The following is an 18,283-nucleotide window of genomic DNA, read 5'->3' as shown; positions in this document are numbered from 1 at the left end:
TACATTCCGATTGCCAAAATCCGACGGATCGGCAAACGAGCTTCCATCCCGTGTCGTTGTGCATCGCGGAAAATCCGCGGCCCGACGAAACCGACCCAAGGTAGGACCGTTGAGCGGACCAGTGAACAGGCATCCGATTCGAATCGCGGCGCCGCGCGCTGCGGCGTTCATCCTCGCCCCCGCCCTTCTGCTCGCTGCTTGCAGCGGCGGCGGCGGCGGCGGCGGTGATGCGGCCGGAAAAGGCGCGGCTAATCGCGGTGCCGGCGGTCCGATCGCGGTCGGTTATGTCGTGCTCCAGCCCAGTTCGGTGCCGATGACGGCGGAACTGGCCGCGCGCACGGCCGCCTATGAAACGTCGGAGGTCCGCCCACAGGTGTCCGGGCTGATCCAGAAACGGCTGTTCACCGAGGGAAGCCTGGTTCACGCCGGCCAAACGCTCTACCAGATCGACGCGCGCACCTATCAGGCCGCGACCAATCAGGCGCAGGCCAATCTGTCGTCGGCCAACGCCCAGCTCGAAGCCGCCCGCGTGCTGGCCGACCGCTACAAGCCACTGGCCGAGGCAGAGGCGGTGAGCAAGCAGGACTATACCAACGCCGTCGCCCAGTCGCGGCAGGCGCAGGCATCGGTGGCGCAAACCCAGGCGGCGCTGCAATCGGCGCGGATCAACCTCGCCTTCACCCGCGTCCCCGCGCCGATCACCGGCCGCATCGGCCGCAGCCTCGCCACCGTCGGCGCGCTGGTGACGACCAACCAGACGGATCCGCTGGCGGTGATCCAGCGGCTCGATCCGATGTATGTCGATATCCAGCAATCGAGCGCGGAGCTGCTGGCGCTGCGGCGGACGATGGCGTCGGGCAACGTCGTCCCGGCCAGCGCAAAGGTCCGGCTCAAGCTCGAGGACGGCAGCGACTATGGCTACACCGGCACCGTCCAGTTCTCCGAAGTGACGGTCGACGCCGGCACCGGCACCGTGACGATGCGCGCCACCTTCCCCAATCCTCAAGGGCTGCTGCTGCCGGGCATGTTCGTCCGCGCGCTGTTCGACCAGGCGATCGACAACGGCGCGTTCCTGGTGCCGCAGGCGGCGCTGGCGCGCGATCCGCGCGGCAACGCCAGCGTCTATGTCGTCGGCCCGAACGACAAGGCGGTGCAGCGATCCGTCACCGCGATCCGTACACAGGGCGCCTTCTGGGTGGTCACCGACGGGCTGAAGCCGGGGGACAAGGTCATCACGCAGGGCCTCGCCCATCTGCGGCCGGACGCCGATATCAAGCCGGTGCCGGCCACCACGCCGCAACGGATCGCCGCGCCACCGCAGGGGCAGGCCGCGGCGCCCGCGTCCAAGAGCCGCTGAGGCTCGCCCGGCCATGATTTCGCGGATCTTCATCGATCGCCCGATCTTCGCCTGGGTGATCGCGATCATCATCATGCTGGCCGGGGTCGGCGCGATCTTCTCACTGCCGATCGCGCAATATCCCGACGTCGCGCCGCCCCAGGTCAACGTCCGCGCCAGCTTTCCCGGCGCATCGGCGCAGACGCTGGAAAACAGCGTGACCCAGGTGATCGAGCAACAGCTCACCGGGATCGACGGGCTGCTCTACTTCACCTCCTCGTCCTCATCGCGCGGATCGGTGTCGATCGCGGCGACGTTCCAGAAGGGCACCGACCCCGACATCGCCCAGGTCCAGGTGCAGAACAAGGTCCAGCAGGCGCTGTCCCGCCTGCCGCAGCAGGTGCAGCAGCAGGGCCTGACCGTCACCAAGTCCAACCCCGATTTCCTGATGATCGTCGCCGTCTATGACGAGACCGACGCGCGGACCAACGGCGACGTTTCCGACTGGCTGGTGTCGAACATGCAGGAGGCGCTCGGGCGCATTCCGGGCGTCGGCGATTCCAACGTGTTCGGATCGCAATATGCGATGCGGATCTGGCTGGACCCGAACAAGCTGGCCAGTTTCCAGTTGATGCCGGGCGACGTCGTCACCGCGATCACCAACCAGAATACCGAGGTCGCGGCGGGCGAGATCGGCGCGCAGCCGATGCCGCGCACCCAGATGCTCAACGCGACGGTGACCGCGCGCTCGCGCCTGCAGACGGCGGAGCAGTTCCGCGACATCATCCTCAAGACTCAATCGAGCGGCGCCGCCGTCAGGCTGGGCGACGTCGCGCGCGTCGAGCTGGGACAGGAGAATTATGCCGCGCTCAGCCGGGTCAACGGGCATCCCGGCGCCGGCATCGCGATCAGCCTGGCGCCCGGCGCCGACGCGCTCAAGACCGCGGAGCTGGTCAAGGCCTATGTCGAGGCGCAGGCAAAGCGGTTTCCGGCCGGCTTCAAATACACCTTCCCGTCCGACACGACCGATTTCATCAAGCTGTCGATCGACGAGGTGGTCAAGACGCTGATCGAGGCGATCGTCCTGGTCGTCATCGTGATGTTCGTGTTCCTGCAAAGCTGGCGCGCGGTGCTGATCCCGACGATCGCGGTGCCGATCGTGCTGCTGGGCACCTTCGCCGTCTTCGCCATCGCCGGCTTTTCGATCAACACGCTCACCCTGTTCGGGCTGGTGCTGGCGATCGGCCTGCTGGTCGACGACGCCATCGTCGTGGTCGAGAACGTCGAGCGGCTGATGGAGGAGGACCCGACCCTCACCCCGCGTGAGGCGACGATCGAATCGATGAACCAGATCACGGTCGCGCTGTTCGCGATCGCGCTGGTCCTGTCGGCGGTGTTCCTGCCGATGGCGTTCTTCGGCGGATCGACCGGGGTGATCTATCGCCAGTTCTCGGTCACGCTGGTGTCGGCGATGGCGCTGTCGGTACTGGTGGCGATCGTGCTCAGTCCCGCGCTGACTTCGCATCTGCTCAAGCAGAAGAGCGAGGAGGATGCGCGCGGCGGCTGGTTTGCGCGGCGCTTCCCCGGCGTGGTCGGGTTCTTCAGCGGTGCGGGCGCGCGGTTCAATCGCGGTTTCGACCGGGTGATCGCGGGCCATCAGCGCGCCGTCCGCACCGTGGTCGACCGGCGCTGGCTGTTCCTGCTGATCTATCTGGCGGTGGTCGCCGCGCTGGTGCTGATGTTCGTCCGCCTGCCGACCAGCTTCCTTCCGACCGAGGATCAGGGCGGCGCCATGGTCCAGTTCCAGCTTCCCGCCGGCGCCACCCAGGGCCGCACGTTCGAGGTGCAGCGCGCGATCGAGACCTATTTCCTCGACAACGAGGGGAAGAACACCCGTGCGCTATTCACCGTCAGCGGGGGTGGCGGGGGCGGCGCCGCCAGTGGCCAGAATACCGGGAACGGCTATCTCGCGCTGAAGGACTGGTCCGAACGGAAAGGCAAGGAAAACGGGGCCGATGCGATCACGCACCGTGCCTCGGCTGCGCTGTCCGGCGTGCGCGACGCCCAGATCTACGTGTTGATCCCGCCGGCGATCCGTGGCCTTGGCCAGTCGAACGGTTTCACCATGGAACTCCAGAATTCCGGGGGCCTGTCGCGTGAGGAATTCGTCGCCGCGCGCGACAAGCTGATGAGCATGGCCGCGGCCGACCCCAAGCTGGCATCGGTGCGGATGAGCGAACTGCCCGATATCGCCACGCTCAAGATCGATATCGATCAGGCCAAGCTCAACGCGCTGGGTTTGAGCGAGAGCGACGTCAACACCACGCTGTCGACCGCGTGGGGCGGGCGCTACGTCAACGACTTCATCGATCGCGGCCGCGTCAAGCGGGTCTACGTCCAGGGCGACGCGCCCTATCGCGCCGCGCCGGACGACGTCGGCAAATGGTTCGTGCGCGGGTCGAACGGACAGATGGCACCGTTCTCCTCCTTCGCGCGTATCTCATGGTCGCAAGCGCCAACCACGCTGTCGCGCTTCTCCGGCGTCTCCTCGTTCGAATTCCAGGGCTCGGCCGCACCGGGGCAAAGCTCCGGGCAGGCGATGGAGCGAATGGCGGCGCTGGCGGCCCAGATCCCCGGCACCACCGTCGCCTGGGCCGGCCTGTCCTATCAGGAACGGCTGTCGTCGGGGCAGGCGCCGATCCTCTATGGCCTGTCGCTGCTGGTGGTGTTCCTGTGCCTGGCCGCGCTCTATGAAAGCTGGTCGATCCCGGTGGCGGTGCTGCTGGTCATCCCGCTCGGGCTGGTCGGCGCGGTGTTCGCGGTGACTCTCAGGGGCCTGGAAAACGACGTGTTCCTCCAGATCGGCCTGCTGACGACGATGGGCCTCGCCTCGAAGAACGCGATCCTGATGATCGAATTCGCCGAAGCCGCCGAAAGGAAGGGCGCGCGCGTCATCGACGCCGCGCTGGAGGCGGCGCGCATCCGCCTGCGCCCGATCCTGATGACAAGCTTCTCATTCATCTTCGGCGTGATGCCGCTGGCGATCTCGACCGGCGCCGGCGCCAACGGCCGCATCGCGATCGGCACGTCGGTGATCGGCGGCATGATCACCGCGACGATCCTCGCGATCTTCTACATCCCGCTGTTCTTCGTGCTGGTGCGGCGTGGCGTGCGCGACGGCATCGCCCGGTTGCGCGGCAAGCCGACCGGATTCCAGGGGCCGCCGCACGACGACGGACCACAGGACGCGGCCAAGCGGGAGCCGAACCCGGCATGATCCGCCCGCTCCTCCCCCTCGCCGCGCTGGGCCTGCTCGCCGGCTGTTCGCTGGCGCCCGAATACGATCGCCCGGCGGCGCCGGTGCCGTCGTCGTGGCCCGTCGGCGATTCCTACCTGCGTCAGGATGAGGCCGGGCTGCCGACGGTCAGCTATCGGGATATCTTCCACGACGCCCGCCTGCAGGCGCTGGTCGAGCAGGCGCTGGCCAACAACCGCGATCTGCGCGTCGCCGCCGCCAACATCGCCGCCGCGCGCGGGGCGTATCGATCGCAGCGCGGCGCGCTGTTTCCGACGATCAGTGCCGGGGCAAGCGCGGGCGCCTCGGACGGCGGGGTATCGGCCACCAGCGCCGGCGGCGGCACGCGCGAAAGCTATGCCGCCAACGTCGGCACCACCGCGTTCGAGCTCGATCTGTTCGGTCGGGTCCGCTCGCTCAGCCGCGCCGCGCTCGACGAATATTTCGCGACCGAGGCGGCGGCGCGCGCCACCCGGCTCGCGCTGGTCGGCGATATCGCCGACGCCTGGCTGGCCTATGCCGCCGACAAGAGCCTGCTGGCGATCGCCGAGGATACCGCGAAAAGCGCCGGTGAGAGCGTGCGCCTGACCCGGCTGCGGCTGGAGGGCGGCATCGCCCCGCGCACCGACCTGCGCCAGGCCGAACTGGTCGAGGCGCAGGCGAAATCGGACCTCGCCACCCAGCGCACCGCGCTGGCGCAGGACGTCAACCTGCTCCAGCTGCTGGTCGGCGCGCCGATCGACCCGGCGCGATTGCCCGGCTCGATCGATCAGGCAGCGCCGACGCTGGCGGAGCTTCCCGCCGGGCTCGATTCTGGGGTGCTGCTGCGCCGGCCCGACGTGGTGCAGGCCGAATATCAACTGCGCGCCGCCAACGCCCGCATCGGCGCGGCGCGTGCGGCGCTGTTCCCGCGCATCAGCCTGACCGGGCTGGTCGGGCTGGCCAGCAACGCGCTAGGATCCTTGTTCACCGGCGACGCCTTCACCTGGAGCGCGACCGGCGCCGCCGCGTACAACATCTTCGACGGCGGCAGCGCGCGCGGCGATCGGGCGCAGACCCGCGCCCAACGCGACGCTGCGGTGGCCAGCTATGAAAAGGCGATCCAGACCGCGTTTCGCGAAGTCTCCGACGCCCTCGCCCGGCGCGGCACCATCGCCGATCAGGAAAGCGCGCAGACCAATCTGGTCGCCGCCGCGCAGGACAATTACAATCTGTCGACCGCGCGCTATCGCGGCGGGATCGACACCTTTCTGCAAAGCCTCGACGCGCAACGATCCTTCTACAGCGCGCAGCGCAGCCTCGTCGCGACGCGGCTGGCCCGCGCGCAGAACCTGGTCGCGCTCTACCGTACGCTGGGCGGCGACGCGCTGCTCGACGCGGCGCCGGACGATCCCGCCGCGCCGCGCTGATCAATCGTCCTCGTCGGCCTCGTCATCATCGTCGTCGAGCGGCAGGCCGCCATCTTCTTCCAGTTCGATCTGTTCCTCGATCGCGTCGCCGATCAGGTCGAGCTGCTCCAGCGTCGCTTCATATTCGGCGATGTCGCCGTCCTCGTCCTCGATGCGGATCAGATAGCCATCGGTCTCGCGCGTGATCGAGAATTGTCCAAGCATCTTCGCCATGTCGCGCTCCTGCCTTGCCGGGGTTCCATGCCGACAACCCGGAAGCGCGGCGCGCGTTCCGTCAGCCGAAGCGATAGCCCGACACCGCCCAGCCCATCACCTGCCCGGCATAGTCCCGCACCGCCCGCCCGGCACCGCCCGCGCCCAGCGCGACCATCAGCGGCAGCAGATGCTCCTCACGCGGGTGGGAAAAGGCCGCGTTGGGCAGGTCGCGCCACGCGGCGACCCGCACCGCCCGCCGCGCCGGATCGGGATGGGTGACCGCCTGGGTCAGCGCATCGTCCCAAGCGGTGGACGGCGCCACCGCCGCGTCCCCGCGCACACGCAGATTGTGGAAGCTCATCCCCGATCCGACGATCAGCACGCCCTCGTCACGCAACGGCGCCAGCGCGGCGCCGATCGCGATATGCGCGGCCGGGTTCAGGTCGCGGCGCAGCGACAGCTGGACCAGCGGGATGTCGGCATCAGGCACCGCGACCATCATCGGGATGAACACGCCGTGGTCCCACCCGCGCTCGCGCTCCTCGCCGACCGGGAACCCGGCGCCGTCGAGCAGCCCGGTCACCCGCCGTGCCAGGTCGGGCGATCCCGGCGCGTCCCAGCGCAGGCGATAGGTGTGTTCGGGAAAGCCGTGATAGTCGAACAACAGCCCCGGCTGCGCACCGGCGTGGACCGTGGCGATGTCCTCCTCCCAATGGCCCGACACCAGCAGGATCGCGCGGGGCCGTTCGGGCAGGTCGGCGATCAGCCCGGCCAGATAGTCGCGCATCGGAATCCACATCGGGTCGGGCTCGGCGCCGGGGTTCATGAAGAAGCACGGGCCGCCGCCGTGCGGGATGAAGAGCGTGGGAAGTGTCATGCGAGCAAGATCGGCCGTCCCCGCCCCGCGATCAACGCCGCCGCGCGAAAACCATCGTTTCGCGCCGCGCGCCGCGCTACCATGCGCGGCATGACCCGCTTCACCGTCAACAATCAGCCGGTCGAATATCGCCTCGACCCGGCGACCCCACTGCTGTGGGCGCTGCGCGACGCGTCGAACCTGACCGGCACCAAATATGGCTGCGGCACCGGGGAGTGCGGCGCGTGCACCGTCGATATCGACGGCAAGGCGGTGCGCAGCTGCACCGTTCCGATCGGATCGATCGAGGGGGTGTTCGTCACCACGATCGAGGGGCTGTCGCGCGACCGCAGCCACCCGGTGCAGCAGGCGTTCCTCGCCTCGAACGTCGGCCAGTGCGGCTATTGCATTCCGGGGCTGGTGATGACCGCCCAGGCGCTGATCCGCGCCAACCGCAATCCTACCGAGGAGGACATCGCCGCCGCGATCACCAACCTGTGCCGTTGCGGCAGCTATCCGCGCATCATCGCCGCGATCCAGCAGGCGGCGGCGGTCGCGCGCGGCGACGAGACCATCGACAGCACACCCCGGCCCGACATCAACCCGGCGGAAGCGGCGCGCGCCGTCCCGGCGTTGTCCCCCCCGGCCCCGCGCGCCGCGCCACCGCCGCGATTCTGACAAATTGCTGTCAACGCAATTCAGCCACCACTCATCGCAACCGCTCCATATCCGTGACATCGAGAGAAGCCGGGCGACCGGTTCGTGGAGTGAAACGAGATGAAGAAGGCGATTCTGTCCGCGCTGATCGCGGCGACCGCGCTGGCACCTATCGCCGCCAGCGCGCAGGAATGGAACGGACGCGGCGGCAACCGGGGCGGCAACGCTTCGGCCGGCCAGTCGCGTGGCGACCGTGGCAATGGCGGACAGCGCCAGAACGCGCAACAGCCGCGTCCTGCGCAGGCCCAACCGCAGCAGCCGCGCCAGCAGTTCCAACCGCAGCAACAGCGCAGCCGGCCGACGCTGCATTCGGCGCAGGATCCGAACGTGCAGATCCGCAACGGCGCCGGCCAGCCCGCCACCCCACAATGGCGCGGCAACGGCGCTCCGGGCAATCCCGGCAACGGCACCACCCCGCCGCGCCAGTGGCAGGGCAACCGCAATCCCGGCGCCGTCGGCAATCCGCAGACGCCCCGGCCGCAGTGGCAGGGCAATGGCAATCGGGGCGGCGTCAACAACGGCATGGTCAACCCACAGCGTCCGAGCGATGCCGGTCGCAATAATCGCAGCAACTGGAACCGCGATAACGCCAACCGGCCCACCGACAATCGCGGCAACTGGAACGGCAACAACGCCAACCGCAACAACCAGTGGAATCGCGGCAATCCGGGCTGGAACGACAATCGCGGCAACCCCGGCCGGGGCGGCGGAAACTGGAACCGCAGCTGGCGCGGCGACAACCGCTACAACTGGCAGGACTGGCGCTCGCGCAACCGCAACCTCTATCGCCTGCCGCGCTATTATGCGCCGCGTGGGTGGAGCTACGGCTATCAGCGGTTCGGGATCGGCATGTCGCTCAGCGCATTGTTGTTCTCGCAGAGCTACTGGATTGACGATCCGTGGGAATATCGTCTGCCAGAAGCCTACGGCCCCTATCGCTGGGTCCGCTATTACAACGACGCGATGCTGGTCGATCTCGACACGGGTGAGGTCGTCGACGTGATCTACGACATCTTCTGGTAAAGCGTTCGCATCGTACGCCGGGGGCCGGTTCCGCAGGGAGCCGGCCCCTTGCTTTTGACGGATCGCGCGGCAAGGTGGCGCGCATGAACGTCGTCGAGAAGAAGCCCGGAAGCACCTCCCGCAGCCGCGCGCGGCTGGGGTCGGAGGTCTCGGCCAGACTGTCCGCCACCCCGAACGTCAAGCGCGCCAAGATCGACACCGCCGACGTGTTCTACCTGATGAACTTCGTCACCGACGAGGAGTGCGAAACGCTGATCCGGGTGATCGACGCCGGGCGCCGCCCGTCGACGCTGCTCGCCTATTCGAGCGACCCCAGCTTCCGCACCAGCGAGAGCTGCGATTTCCAGCGCTTCTCTCCCGATATCGAGCCGATCGAGCAGCGCGTGTGCGACCTGATGGGCATCGCCCTGCCCCATGGCGAGACGATGCAGGGCCAGCGTTACGCCTCCGGCCAGCAATTCCGCGCGCACCATGATTATTTCCATGAGAACACCGAATATTGGCCGCGCATGATGAAGGAAGGCGGCCAGCGCACCTGGACCGCGATGATCTATCTGAACGATGTCGAGGAAGGCGGATCGACCTGGTTCCCGCAGGCCGGCATCCGCATCCCCCCGCGCAAGCGTATGCTGCTGATGTGGAACAACATGAAGCCCGACGGCAGCCCCAACCCCAACACCCTGCACGAGGGGATGGCGGTGACCAAGGGCGTTAAATACGTCGTCACCAAGTGGTTCCGCGAGGAACACTGGTATCGCGAGAACTGATGGCGGCGGCGGAGGTTCGCCGTAAACCCGTCCCCCGTGCTCCCACGCTGCTTACCGTCTTCCTCTCCCCCGTTAGTCTCGAGTAGCCGTCGAGCGAAGCCGAGATGGCGCATCGAGAGATCGCCCCCAAACTCGTCCCCAAGCAACCCCACGCAGGCGAGAATCCAAAGCCAGAAGCGCCAACACAAATAACCGTGGGGCCCCGCCTGTGCGGAAACCGGTGCGATGAAGGCGACGGGGAAATCGCTCACCGCAGCCCTGCCCCGCACCCTCACCCTCACCCGCACCCGCACCCGCACCCGCACCCGCGCCGGGTAACGTGGCATCCCACGCCATCAAACGCGCCCCTTCCCCCGTCCGCGCGCCCTTCGCGACCACGGCTGTTCCCGACGCCCCGCTTGCCCTAGGACAGCGCACATGACCCCCGTCCTCGGCATCCAGCGATCGATCCTTGGCCAGCCGTGGCGCTGGCGCGGCCTTGCCGCCGATTCGCGCGGCGGCCTGGTGCCCGACGATCTCGTCACCACGCTGCTGCTCGCGCGCGGCTGTCCGCGCGACGCGCTGGAGGCGCATCGCGCGCCCAGCATCCGCGCGTTCCTGCCCGATCCGTCGATCTTCCGCGACATGGACCGCGCCGCCGCGCGGCTGGCCGATGCGGTCGCGACGGGCGAACAGGTCGCGGTGTTCGGCGACTATGACGTCGATGGCGCCACCTCCGCCGCGTTGATGGTGCGGCTGCTGCGCGACCTTGGCCTCAACCCCCGCCCCTACATCCCCGACCGGCTGATGGAGGGGTATGGCCCGTCCGGCGAGGCGCTGGTCCGGCTGGCGAGCGAGGGCGCCACCCTGATCGTCACCGTCGATTGCGGCGCGCAAGCGTTCGAGGCGCTGGCGATGGCGCGCGACGCCGGGGTCGAGGTGATCGTGGTCGATCACCACCAATGCGCCGCGGCGCTCCCCGTCGCCCATGCGCTGGTCAATCCCAACCGCCTCGACGAGACGGAGGGCGCCGCGCATGGCCATCTGGCGGCGGTCGGTGTCGCCTTTCTGCTCGGCGTGGCGCTGCTGCGCGAACTGCGCGCGCGCGGATGGTTCGCTGACCGCGCCGAACCGCGCCTGCTCGACCTGCTCGATCTGGTCGCGCTGGGCACCGTCGCCGACGTCGCCGCGCTGCGCGGCCTCAACCGCGCGTTCGTCGCACAGGGGCTGAAGGTGATGGCCGGGCGCCGCAACATCGGCATCGCCGCGCTGATCGAGGCATCGCGCCTGACCCGCGCCCCCACCGCCAGCGATCTCGGCTTCGCGCTCGGCCCGCGCATCAACGCCGGCGGCCGCGTCGGCAAGTCGGACCTCGGCGTGCGCCTGCTCACCACCGCCGATGCCGATGAGGCGCGAGCGATCGCGCAGGAGCTCGACCGGCTGAACGAGGAACGCCGCGCGATCGAGGCCGGGGTGCAGGCCGCCGCCGAGGAACGCCTCCACGCGCAGGGCAACCGCGCGGTCGCGGTGGTCGCGGGCGACGGCTGGCATCCCGGCGTGATCGGCATCGTCGCCGGCCGACTCAAGGAAAAGCTTGGCCGCCCGGCGATCGTCATCGCGGTGGACGAAGCGGGTGTCGGCAAAGGCTCCGGCCGCTCGATCCCCGGCGTCGATCTCGGCGCGGCGGTGCTGGCGGCCAAGGATCACGGCCTGCTCGTCGCCGGGGGCGGCCATGCGATGGCGGCAGGCCTCACCATCGCCGCCGACCGGCTCGACGCCTTCGCCGATTTCCTCGAGGAGCGGCTCGCCGAAAACGTCGCCCGCGCCGCCGACGATCGCGCGCTGCTGATCGATTCGGTGGTGGCGCCCGGCGGGGTCTGCCCCGATCTTGTCACCGCGCTGGAGGCGGGCGGTCCCTATGGCATGGGCTGGCCGGCGCCCCGCGTCGCCGCCGGTCCGGTGAGGATCGTCAAGGTAGACGTGGTTGGCAACGGCCATGTCCGCGCGGTGGTGGCCGGCGCCGACGGCCGCAGCCTCAAGGCGATGGCGTTCCGTGCCGCCGACACCGCGTTGGGCCAGGCGCTGCTCGCCGCCCCGTCGCACCGCCGGCTATGGCTGGCCGGGCGCGCGAAGATCGACGACTGGGGCAGTCGCCCGGCGGCCGAACTGCACATCGACGACGCCGCCTGGGCGGAATGATGCGCAGGCCGCTTGACCGGGGCCGATGCTTTCCCTAGTCGGCGCTCTGGCCATCGCCATGGCCCCTTCGTCTAGTGGTTAGGACGCGGCCCTTTCACGGCTGAAACACGGGTTCGAGTCCCGTAGGGGTCACCAGCAAAATCAAGCACTTAGCCGATTTTGCCTCAAACGATGTGATATTCGTGTGATATTCACCCACGAATTTTGGCGGATTTCCGCAGATTCCCGGTGCGACAAGACGCCCTCGCCGCTCGACGAGCCGGGCGCGAATCCGGCTCTAGACGATCTGGTTGTCGAGAAAGCGGCGAAGGCTGGAGACGAGGACCAAGCGGGCGCGCCCCACGTTGGCCGAGGCCAGTTCGCCCGTTTTGATCAGCTCATAGATCTTGGTGCGGCCAAGCCCCAGCATCTGTCCCGCCACTGCTATTCGGACGGCGACCGGCTGGGGCGTGTTTTCGCCGTAATCCGACGCTCTCCCGCCGCCCTCTCAAGCGCGGATACCGCACTCCCGCATGTCCCGATCAGGCCAGCTGGACAAGGGCCGCCCGCGCCGCTTTGGCCACATCGACCATGTTGACCAGCGCGGGCTTCACGTCCTCCCATTTGCGGGTCTTGAGGCCGCAATCGGGGTTGACCCAAAGCTGGCGCGCCGAGAGCCGCTCGCCCGCCTTGATAAGCAGTTCTTCCATCTCGCTCGTCGCCGGGATGCGGGGTGAGTGGATGTCATAGACGCCCGGCCCGATCTCATTCGGATATTCATAGGTGGCGAAGGCGTTGAGCAGTTCCATCTTCGAGCGCGCCGTCTCGATCGAGATGACATCGGCATCCATCGCACCGATCGCGGCGATGATATCGTTGAACTCCGAATAGCACATGTGGGTAAGCGGACGCATGGCCGGGGCTGCCAGGGCACACGCGCAACGGGTGAGGATTGCCCCAACGGAATCAGGCTCGATTCGAACGAGTGCGACGAAGCGATCCTTTTCCCACGCCCGGTCGCAAGGCACCGCGAGACTGGTGTGAACGCATCGTCGCGCCTCTTGTTGACGCAGGCGGATTCCGAGGAATTTTTTGGGAAGTTCCTCGAAATCGAAGCACACCCAACCGCGCTCTCCCCAATGAACGTCAATCTGGCGTTGGATATCGGCAGCGATTGGGATGGCGATCGGAGATTGCCCGATATGCCCATTGGCCGCCGTCCATCCATTTGCAATCTTCATCTTCCCAGCCTCGCGCACGCTCCCGGACACGAGCGGTCGGCGACCGCCCGGCGGATATGGTTCAACGTCGCTCGGACTTGGCGTCCGCACCCCGGCCTTCCCCTGGGCCTGGCAACAGCGACCCGCGCCGGCAGGTCTCCTGGCTTGCGGGTCATCGCTCGGGACGCACCTTCCCGGAACGGCGTAGCCACTGTCCCAGTGGCTGGCAGCTCACCTAGTTAGTGTCCGCCCAGCACCCTTCGCTCGCCGCCTACAGTTGCAGGGACAGCCGCGGACTTGGGTTAAACCCTAACCGCGTTCCCATTTTAATCTCCTTGCGGAGAACCGGCGCAGTGTTGGCCTCGTCTGCGACGGGCCGACGAGCAAGTTAGCACCGCTAATCCAGATCGAACAAGGCGTGTCCCCGGCAGCATCATTCAGCCCCAAACAATCCTACCGGACAGTTGGCACTTGTGATGGTATGGCCCTCTTGCTTCAAGAAAATATTGACGTAAAATCAATATCTTACTTCAGTTACCGGGTGCCCGTAGAGACCATTCGCCTGTTTTGCGGCGGAATAGCGCGATTAAGCCGTTCTTGACCGCCTGCTGGTACAGCGAAATGGTACAGCGAGCAGAGAAATGGCCTTCATGGCGCCCCCCCCCCCGGAAGCACGCGATGGCCACCGACTATTATCTGCGTCGGCGTACCCCGAAGCGCTATATCCGCCGTCCGGCGCGCGGACGATGGTCGACAGTGCAGCGCAGCTTGTCTCGGAAGCGCAATGCGAGTGGCTGGTGTCACTTGGCCGCAGAAATGTGACAGAGCGGCAGTTCACCTGTTCTGCGAACCGCGCCCAATGCCGCCTTTGTGGCGATGAGGGCGGGCGGAGCCGCCACCCGGATTTCCTCGTTCAGTCACCACCGATAATATACTATTCGCCGATGGTCGGCCGCTGTGTATTCGCCGCTTCCCCGCAGCGTGAATTTGAAACGCTTTACGGCGTTCGTCAGGAAGGTGCGATCGCGCCCGGTCGCCGCCGCGGCCAGATATAACGCCGCATACTGTTTCGAAAGCGCCGCATAACGACGACGATCCGCAACATTTCCTGGCAGAGATTTCGCCATTCGGCGCTTCGCCTCATGTCTGTAGTTGCAGGAACATGCTACCCGCCGCTTCGATCAGGGACGCGGCGTCGAACGGTTTGGTGACGATGGCGACGTCGCCGCACGCCCCGGACAGGTGTTCCCGATCATAACCGCTGACGAACAGGAACGGCACGTGGCGCGCCGCCAGTAAATTGGCGATTTCGTCCGACATCTCGCCCTGCAGATTGCCGTCCAGAAGGACCGCGTCGATCTCCTCGGCCGCGATCGCCGCGCGGGCATCCTCCACGTTGGCCACCGGGCCGAACACCCTTGCGCCTGCATCCTCAAGGATCGACACCAGCTCGAGCGCGACGACGGGTTCGTCCTCGATCACGAGGAACCGCTTCCCCCCGACGGCATCGCGGGAACGCTCCCGCGCTTGCCCGGATTCGCCGGGCGGAGGCCGGTTCCACCGCTGGCCGGTTCGCGACCGGACGGCCGTCTGAATGGGCAGCCGCAGGGTCCAGCCCATTCCATTTTCACCATATTGCGGTTCGGCGCTGCCCCCTTCCGCCTTGAGACTGCGTTCGATCAGCGCCGTGCCAAAACCCTTTCGCGATGGCGCGGATGTGGCTGGTCCGCCCGATTCAGCCCAATCTAGCTGGACCTGGCCGTTGCTTACCTGCCAGCTCAGGTGAACACTTCCATCCGGGACCGACAGCGCGCCATATTTGTTCGCGTTCGTCGTCAGTTCGTGAAACACCAGCGCAAGATGCAGGGCGGGTTCCGGGGCCAGCTCCAAATCGGGGCCTTTCGCGACGAGTCGCCCCTCATCGATGGTACCGGTATGGAGTTGGCCTTCGATCAGCTCGCGCAGGCTGGCCCCTTGCCAGGTCGTATTGCTGAGGATCGAATGGGCGCGGGCGAGCGCATGAATGCGCCCGATGAAGGTCGGCGCGAAATCGGAGGGACCGGTGGAATAGCGGAGCGTCTGCGTCGCGATCGCCTGCACCGACGCCAGCGTGTTCTTGACGCGGTGATTGAGTTCCCCGACCAGCAACCGCTGCGTTTCTTCGGCGCGTTTGCGGTCGGTCACGTCGAGCACCTGCAGGTTGATCGACAACGCCTGCCCGGCACCGTCAAGCAGCGCCGAGCAATAGCACTCGCACTCAAGCACCGCGCCCTCTGCGGTACGCATCTTCAGCGCCTGCATCGCGCGCGGCATCCGGCCAGCGATCATTTCGTCGATCAATCGCGCGAAAGACACCGAATCGTCGGCCCAGATCCATTCGAACTCGTCGGGGCGGAATCCGGCGACTTCGGCCGCGCGCCAGCCGAACAAACGCTCGGCGCCCTTTGACCAGCTCAAGACCCGGCGCTCACCGTCGAATTCGATGATCGCGAGCGGCGAATTGTCGCTGTGGGCCTTGAGACGGCCGAGCGCCGCGGAGAGGTCATCACGCTGATGCGCAAGCTCCTGACGCTGGCGGCACAGTTCGACGAACACCGCGACCTTGTTACGGACCACCTGCGGTTCGACGGGCTTGAAAAGATAATCGACGGCACCCGCTTCATAGCCCCGAAAGCTGCGGCGCTCGTCCGTTGCCATCGCCGTCAGGAAGATGATCGGCACGCCGCAGGTCCGTTCGGTCCCGCGCATCAACTCGGCGAGCTCGAATCCGTCCATGCCCGGCATCTGCACGTCGAGCAGCGCGAGCGCGAAATCGTGAATCAGCAACAATTCCAGCGCCTCGACGCCGGAACGCGCCTTGAGAATCTCGAGCCCATCGCGCCGGAGCAGCGCATCGAGCGCCGTGAGATTTTCCTCGACGTCGTCGACCAGCAGGATTTTTACGGGATCAAGCTGCATTGTCCAACGTCCCTAGCCCGGCCGCGCTGCGGCGGTATATCTTTTCGTTCGCCGCGAAATCGGCGAAACAGTCGGAATGATGCGAAAAGCGCAGTGTTTCCTTTGAACCTAGACCGAGAAACCCACCGCGCACCAGTGAATCGCCAAACAATCCCAATGCGCGATCCTGCAATTCCCGGTCGAAATAGATGAGGACGTTGCGGCTCGAAACCAATTGGACCTCGCTGAATACTTCGTCGCTGGCGAGGCTGTGCGCCGCGAACACGGCGCGGGCGCGTAGCGATTTGTCGAACACCGCGGCGCCATATGCCGCGGTATAATAATCCGAGAGTGACGACTTTCCGCCTGATCGTCGGTGGTTCTCGGTGAACTGCGGAATGCGCTCCAGATCGTAAATGCCCGCCGCCGCCTTTTCCAACGCCGCCGGGCTGATATCCGTGCAGTAGAAAATCGTGCGATCTTCCAGTTCTTCTTCTCGAAAGAGGATCGCGAGCGAATAAAATTCCTCACCGTTGGCGCAGCCCGCGATCCAGACCTTGAGCGACGGGTAGGTCCGCAAATGCGGAACGACCTTTTCACGGAGCGCCCGAAAATATTCGGGATCACGGAACATCTCACTCACCTGAATGGTGAGAAAGCCCATCATCTCGGTGAACATATGCCGGTTGCGCAGCAGCAGGTGCTGAAGCTCGGACAGGCTCGCGCAGCCGAAACGCTGCTGCGCGCGCAGCAGTCTGCGGCGGAGCGATTCGCGGGAATAGCCGCGAAAATCATAGTTATAATAGCGCCATATCGCTTCCAGCAGCAGATCGAGCTCGATATCCTCATAGGGCGGGAGCGGCTCGCTCACCGCGGCATCCACACGCGGACCAGCGACAGGAGCTTGTCGACGTCAAGCGGCTTGGCGAGATAATCGTTGGCGCCGGCTTCGAGACATTCGCGCTGATCCTGCGGCATCGCCTTTGCGGTGAGCGCCAGGATCGGGAGCTCCCTCCAGCGCGGCCGGCCGCGGATCGCGCGGGTGGCCGCCAGGCCATCCATCTCGGGCATCATCACATCCATCAGCACGAGGTCCACCGGAGCGGCGTTGCCCTGCTCCACGGCGTCGAGGGCGTGGAGCGCCTCCTTGCCGTTGCGGGCGATCTTCACCGTGGCGCCATGCGGTTCGAAAATGCTGGTGAGGGCGTAGACGTTGCGGATGTCGTCTTCGACGACCAGGATATTGCGGCCGTCGAGCGCGGCATCGCGGTTGAGCGACTTGGCGATCATCGCCTGCTGGTTCTCGGGCAGTTCGGAAACCACCTGGTGGAGGAACAGCGTCACTTCATCGAGCAGGCGCTCGGGCGATTTGGCGCCCTTCACGATGATCGACTTGGAATATCTGCGCAGACGCAATTCCTCGTCGCTCGACAGATCCCGCCCGGTATAGACGATCACCGGAGGGAATCCGACGCTCTCGTCCGCGCTGAGCCGCTCCAGGAGATCCAGCCCGGGCATGTCCGGCAGGTTCAGGTCGAGCACCATGCAGTCAAAGGTCGCTTCGCCCAGCCGCTGGAGGCACTCCGCGGCGCTATGCGCGCGTTCGGTTTCGACATCGCGCGAGGCCAGCAACAGCTTGATGCTGTCAGCCTGAACAGCGTCGTCCTCGACGATCAGCACGCGGCGCATGCGCTGGGCCATCCGCGCCTCCAGCCCCTCGAGCATGTCGATCAGCTGCTCGCGCTTCACTGGCTTGAACAGATAGCCGATCGCGCCGTTCGCCAGCGCGGCCTGGGTATCGTCATCGACCGAGACGACATGCACCGGGATATGCCGCGTGCGTACGTCGCGCTTGATCCGGTCGAGCACCGAAAGACCGGTATGATCGGGCAGGTTCATATCGAGAATGACGGCGTGCGGCAGATATTGTCGCGCCATCAGCGCGCCTTCGTCAGCGGTGCCCGCGATCAGGCATTGCAGCCCCAGTTCGTGCGCGATGTCGCACAATATGCGCGCGAACACCGGGTCGTCCTCCACCACCAGAATCACCCGAGCCGTCCCGGACAGGCGTTCGCGATCGTCCTCCGCAGGCTGGGCGTCGCGCTTGCGGACGAGTCTGGGTCTGGCGGGTTGCGGCTCGGTCCGGACCGCATCCGCGGGCTGGACCAGCGCGGCGTCGTAAACATGCGGCAGGACCAGCGAGAAGCTGCTGCCTTCGCCCGGAGCGCTCTCGACGGCCACTTCCCCACCCAGAAGCCGGGACAGTTCACGCGAGATGGACAGCCCCAGGCCGGTGCCGCCGAACTTGCGGTTCACCGCGCCATCCGCCTGGCGGAACGCCTCGAAGATCATCTCCTGCTGCTCCGCCGGA

The 18,283-nt window shown here is 66.7% G+C and carries 14 protein-coding genes, 1 tRNA gene and 1 riboswitch; of the genes, 8 read left to right on the top strand and 7 right to left on the bottom strand.

Annotation, left to right across the window (positions count from 1 at the left end):
• The first annotated feature begins 121 nt into the window (after positions 1 to 121).
• The 3 genes from VNR91_RS08605 to VNR91_RS08595 are packed head-to-tail and all read left to right on the top strand — an operon-like array spanning position 122 to position 6,040.
• Positions 122 to 1,357 (top strand): efflux RND transporter periplasmic adaptor subunit, encoded by a 1,236-nt coding sequence (locus tag VNR91_RS08605; protein WP_325490357.1) that lies wholly within the window; start codon positions 122 to 124, stop codon positions 1,355 to 1,357.
• Between the two features lie 13 nt (positions 1,358 to 1,370).
• The gene (locus VNR91_RS08600; protein WP_325490356.1) at positions 1,371 to 4,613 is read left to right on the top strand and encodes an efflux RND transporter permease subunit; all 3,243 of its coding nucleotides are present in this window, start codon (positions 1,371 to 1,373) and stop codon (positions 4,611 to 4,613) included.
• Positions 4,610 to 6,040 carry an efflux transporter outer membrane subunit gene (locus VNR91_RS08595; protein WP_325490355.1) on the top strand — a complete coding sequence of 477 codons (1,431 nt, stop codon included), beginning with the start codon at positions 4,610 to 4,612 and terminating at the stop codon, positions 6,038 to 6,040. The genes VNR91_RS08600 and VNR91_RS08595 overlap by 4 nt, the downstream gene beginning before the upstream one ends.
• Here the strand turns inward: VNR91_RS08595 and VNR91_RS08590 are convergent, their stop codons facing one another.
• Together VNR91_RS08590 and VNR91_RS08585 are read right to left on the bottom strand one after the other, a co-directional pair.
• Positions 6,041 to 6,253: a hypothetical protein gene (locus VNR91_RS08590; protein ID WP_325490354.1), complete on the bottom strand. Its 213-nt coding sequence runs from the start codon at positions 6,251 to 6,253 to the stop codon at positions 6,041 to 6,043. It lies immediately after the preceding gene.
• A gap of 61 nt (positions 6,254 to 6,314) precedes the next feature.
• A complete protein-coding gene (locus tag VNR91_RS08585) occupies positions 6,315 to 7,112 on the bottom strand; it encodes a class III extradiol ring-cleavage dioxygenase (RefSeq protein ID WP_325490353.1) in 798 nt (265 codons plus the stop codon).
• 90 nt (positions 7,113 to 7,202) lie between these two features.
• Here VNR91_RS08585 and VNR91_RS08580 point away from each other — a divergent pair, with 90 nt between their 5' ends.
• The 5 genes from VNR91_RS08580 to VNR91_RS08560 all read left to right on the top strand — a co-directional run bounded on the left by VNR91_RS08580 (position 7,203) and on the right by VNR91_RS08560 (position 11,911).
• Positions 7,203 to 7,769, top strand: coding sequence for a (2Fe-2S)-binding protein (locus VNR91_RS08580; protein WP_325490352.1), 567 nt, complete (start codon positions 7,203 to 7,205; stop codon positions 7,767 to 7,769).
• Between the two features lie 99 nt (positions 7,770 to 7,868).
• A complete protein-coding gene (locus VNR91_RS08575) occupies positions 7,869 to 8,831 on the top strand; it encodes an RcnB family protein (protein WP_325490351.1) in 963 nt (320 codons plus the stop codon).
• Positions 8,832 to 8,914: 83 nt separating this feature from the next.
• Positions 8,915 to 9,598, top strand: a complete 684-nt coding sequence (locus tag VNR91_RS08570; protein ID WP_325490350.1) for a 2OG-Fe(II) oxygenase — start codon at positions 8,915 to 8,917, stop codon at positions 9,596 to 9,598.
• Positions 9,599 to 10,015: 417 nt separating this feature from the next.
• Positions 10,016 to 11,776, top strand: coding sequence for a single-stranded-DNA-specific exonuclease RecJ (gene recJ / locus VNR91_RS08565; protein ID WP_325490349.1), 1,761 nt, complete (start codon positions 10,016 to 10,018; stop codon positions 11,774 to 11,776).
• Positions 11,777 to 11,836: 60 nt separating this feature from the next.
• Positions 11,837 to 11,911, top strand: a tRNA-Glu gene (locus tag VNR91_RS08560).
• Between the two features lie 142 nt (positions 11,912 to 12,053).
• Here VNR91_RS08560 and VNR91_RS08555 read toward each other — a convergent pair.
• The 5 genes from VNR91_RS08555 to VNR91_RS08535 all read right to left on the bottom strand — a co-directional run.
• Positions 12,054 to 12,185 (bottom strand): helix-turn-helix domain-containing protein, encoded by a 132-nt coding sequence (locus VNR91_RS08555; protein WP_325490348.1) that lies wholly within the window; start codon positions 12,183 to 12,185, stop codon positions 12,054 to 12,056.
• A gap of 112 nt (positions 12,186 to 12,297) precedes the next feature.
• On the bottom strand, positions 12,298 to 12,996 hold the full coding sequence (locus VNR91_RS08550; protein WP_325490347.1) for a hypothetical protein: 699 nt from the start codon (positions 12,994 to 12,996) through the stop codon (positions 12,298 to 12,300).
• 112 nt (positions 12,997 to 13,108) lie between these two features.
• A riboswitch (cobalamin riboswitch) is annotated at positions 13,109 to 13,340 on the bottom strand.
• A 775-nt stretch (positions 13,341 to 14,115) separates the two neighbouring features.
• Positions 14,116 to 15,933, bottom strand: coding sequence for a response regulator (locus VNR91_RS08545; protein WP_325490346.1), 1,818 nt, complete (start codon positions 15,931 to 15,933; stop codon positions 14,116 to 14,118).
• Positions 15,923 to 16,795 (bottom strand): CheR family methyltransferase, encoded by an 873-nt coding sequence (locus VNR91_RS08540; protein WP_325490345.1) that lies wholly within the window; start codon positions 16,793 to 16,795, stop codon positions 15,923 to 15,925. Before VNR91_RS08540 ends, VNR91_RS08545 begins: the two co-directional genes overlap by 11 nt.
• The coding region (locus VNR91_RS08535; RefSeq protein WP_325490344.1) for a response regulator at positions 16,780 to 18,283 on the bottom strand (1,504 nt) is incomplete at its 5' end. The genes VNR91_RS08540 and VNR91_RS08535, both read right to left, overlap by 16 nt.

This window comes from Sphingomonas sp. (genome assembly GCF_035555815.1).
GTDB lineage: Bacteria > Pseudomonadota > Alphaproteobacteria > Sphingomonadales > Sphingomonadaceae > Sphingomonas.
The sequence above is the reverse complement of the archived record's forward strand: the minus strand, read 5'-3'. Positions and strand labels throughout refer to the sequence as shown.